The sequence below is a fragment of the Globicatella sp. HMSC072A10 genome (assembly GCF_001811625.1).
In the GTDB taxonomy this organism is placed as follows: Bacteria; Bacillota; Bacilli; order Lactobacillales; family Aerococcaceae; genus Globicatella; species Globicatella sanguinis.
The window spans coordinates 1,390-3,376 of sequence record NZ_KV805787.1 but is presented as its reverse complement, the minus strand read 5'-3'; the positions used below and the strand labels follow the sequence as shown (position 1 = coordinate 3,376).

2 protein-coding genes and 1 pseudogene are annotated in these 1,987 nt (G+C 36.9%); all 3 read right to left on the bottom strand.

The window, feature by feature from the left end:
* Positions 1-70: 70 nt before the first annotated feature.
* A pseudogene (locus HMPREF2811_RS08630) lies at positions 71-625 on the bottom strand (RluA family pseudouridine synthase).
* A gap of 314 nt (positions 626-939) precedes the next feature.
* Positions 940-1,278: a hypothetical protein gene (locus HMPREF2811_RS08625; RefSeq protein WP_071408983.1), complete on the bottom strand. Its 339-nt coding sequence runs from the start codon at positions 1,276-1,278 to the stop codon at positions 940-942.
* Positions 1,279-1,307: 29 nt separating this feature from the next.
* On the bottom strand, positions 1,308-1,987 hold a 680-nt coding region (locus HMPREF2811_RS08620; protein WP_071408982.1), incomplete at its 5' end, for a glutathione S-transferase family protein.

The window sequence follows — 1,987 nt, the reverse complement described above, 5'->3', positions numbered from 1 at the left end:
ATAGTGGCTCACTTTTAAGTTAACATATACATGAATGCTCGCTTTAAGAATATGTCATGCCATGGCTTATCTAATGAATACTTTCCCAACAATTCCAAGGAAATTCCTGTTTTGGCAAGGTTTGTACTCTCACTTCAGTTTTCTTAGTTGGGTGTTCTAACGAAAGCTCCTGTGCCCATAAGGCAATTTGCTGTCCTACTTTGCTGAATTTATGACCGTATTTTTGGTCACCCCAGATTGGCGTACCCATCCCTGCTAGTTGGACACGAATTTGATGAGGCCATCCAGTTTGGAGTTGCACTTCTATTAAAGACAATTGATCATTAATTTCTAAGACTTTATAGGTAAGAACTGCTTTTTTTCCTTCTTTATGGTCAGAAGGAAAAATCGACACAATATTTTTTCACGTATCTTTTAATAAGTAATCAGTTAACTGACCTTGATCTTTGGAAGGCTTCCCATGAACGACTGCGTAATATTTACGCGTCATCGAATTGCGTCTCACCTGGACCGATAGTCGTGAAGCAGCTTTGGACGTTTTGGCGAATACCATTGCCCCACTAACCGGCCGGTCCAGTCTATGCACTAGACCTAAGTAGACATTCCCTGGTTTATTAAAGCGAATTTTTATATCTTCTTTTAATATCGTTAATAAATCTTTGTCACGACTTTGATCCGATTACACTGGAATATTAACTGGTTTCTCTACCATTAGTAAATGATTATCTTCGTAAAGAATTGGCACTTGCATGTCAACCTTCTCCCTATATACGTAATATTCCCATATTACCATGAAAAAGATTTAAAATGTCAGTTAGTTTGACATTCATTTATATATTGATGGAATTTCGACTAAAAATGCTGAACTCTGGACTACTCCGAACTTACTCCGAACTACTCCGAACTTACTCCGAACTTACTCCGAATTTTGATGCCTTACTATAGTTTAATCGTATAATACTGTTTGGGATCTCGTTTAGAATTCCCGTGCCAACTTAATACATTTTTATATACTAAACCTCTGAGCAATTTACGAGCAGTCGCATTACTCATTTCAATGATTTCTGAGGCTAATTTCCCTGTAATCTGTCCATGACTATACAAATAAGCCAAAATTTTTCGTTCATTTTCATTGAATGTATCCTGATCCAATTTTTTCTCCAAATTATCGACACGATCACCCATGCGTAATTGACGAGAAGCGTAATTATTTTCTAATTTCAATTGCAGAGCATGAGAGGATAAAGTCCATATAATTGTGTAAAAGGGAAGAGTCACTATAACGTTCTCCAGGTGATTTTCTTTATCTAAATGTCTAAGCTAATTGTAGGACCTGCTGGAATAATACCGTTCGGGTTAATTGTAGGGTGGCTTCCGTAGTAATGGTGTTGGATGTGGTAGAAATCAACTGTGTCAGCAATACCTGGCATATTGTAGATTTCACGTGTATAACACCATACATTTTTAAAATCAGTTAAATGTTTAATATTGCACTTGAAGTGACCATAGTAAACATGCTCGAAACGTATTAAAGTCGGGAATAAGCGGATATCAGAAGTAGTAAATTTGTCGCCTAGTAAGAACTTGTTATCAGCTAAAATGCTGTCTAATTTCTCTAGGGCATCGAATACATGACCCGCTTCTTCTTCATAAACTGTTTGATCTGTCGCAAAACCAGCTTTATAAACACCGTTGTTGATGTTAGGATATACAAAGTCATCCATTTCTTTAATTTGGTCACGCAATTCTTCTGGATAGTAGTCGCCTTCTTTAGCACCAATTTCATCAAAGGCTGAGTTTAACATCAACATAATTTCAGATGATTCGTTGTTGACGATGGTATCTTTTTTCTTGTCATATAAAACAGGAACAGTTACTCGATCAGTGTACTCAGAGTCTGCATGTGTATAGACTTGGTGTAAAAAATCAGCGTTCAAGATTGGATCAGCAAGTATACCTTGGTCTGGTGCAAATGTCCAACCGTTTT